This is a genomic window from Oceanospirillum sanctuarii (genome assembly GCF_002150805.1).
In the GTDB taxonomy this organism is placed as follows: domain Bacteria; phylum Pseudomonadota; class Gammaproteobacteria; order Pseudomonadales; family Halomonadaceae; genus Oceanospirillum; species Oceanospirillum sanctuarii.
Genome location: NZ_MTBA01000023.1, coordinates 1 through 1,198, shown reverse-complemented (window position 1 = coordinate 1,198; position 1,198 = coordinate 1). Strand labels below are relative to the sequence as shown.

Sequence of the window (1,198 nt, the reverse complement as noted above, 5' to 3'; positions counted from 1 at the left end):
GTTTCCAGTACCAGTGCTCCCTGACTCACCAGATCCGACAGCACTGCATCCGTATTACTGTCTGCTGCAGTACCATCAGCGTTCACATGCTGGGTAGTAATCGCTGCCAGCTCTGTAATGGTCAGAGCATCGCTTTCCAGCAGGAAGAAGCCTGCGCTGCCTGACTGAGCACTCAGTGTTCCAACTGCTGTTTCGATAGCGTTATCACCACTACCGAAGCCTCCTGCTGCGCCGGTAATGCTTACCCGCAGCTGTTGGGCACTCAGGTCAATCTCATCACTGCCTGCATCACTGATGCTGTTCGCGATCAGACTGATATCACCAGTGTTACTGCTCAGACCGCCCAGCGTCAGATCACCACTGACGGCGTAACGGATGTTACCGTCAGTCGTCGTACTGGTCGCACCATCTGCCATGCCGACATTACCCGTTGCCTGCAGATCAATGTCCCCTACTGTCGTGCTCAGATCGCCGATAGTACTCTGGCTCACAGCACCTTCCGCCAACAGGCTGATATGGCCGGAACCCGCATTCAGGCCAGCGTTCAGGTTCAGATTGCCACTCAGGGTTTGCAGGCGCACGTTACCACTGCCTGTTGCTGTCAGACCTGCCTCATCCGTGCCACCGTTCAGTGTCAGATCACCTGCGGTGACGGTAACAATCACTGCACCATTGTCTAGGCTGTTCAGATCTTCCTGAGTCGTACTGATTGCGCTGAGTGCATCGTTCTGGGCACTGCTATCCACACGCTGTGCTGCAACACTCAGAGCGCCAATGGTCAGATCATTGGTTTCCGTTAAGAAGAGACCTTCACTACCGACCTGAGCACTGATCAGATCAATATTCGTGTTCAGTACGTTAGAGCTGCTACCCGCTGCTGTACCTGCCTTCAGAATCAGGCCAGAGGCGGTAATCAGGCTATCGCCATCACGATCACTCAGGCGATTACCCGCCAGAAGTGCGATATTGGCTGTACCGGCGTTCAGCAGTTCTGTTACCAGATCACCTGAGGTTGCTTCAGCACGGATATCACCGTTGCTGCTGCTCAGCTGAGTACCATCAGCCATCACCAGGTTACGACCCGCCAGCAGATCCAGTGTCATGGCATCCGCGCTGTTACTCACTGATGCGTTCACCAGCAGATCTCGACCCGCCTGCAAACTAGTATGACCAACGGAGTTGGTGATCGCTGCGTTCA

General features: G+C 54.6%; 1 protein-coding gene. It reads right to left on the bottom strand.

What is annotated here, in order from left to right:
• The coding region (locus tag BV405_RS17740) for a hypothetical protein (protein ID WP_176330217.1) at positions 1 to 1,198 on the bottom strand (1,198 nt) is incomplete at both ends.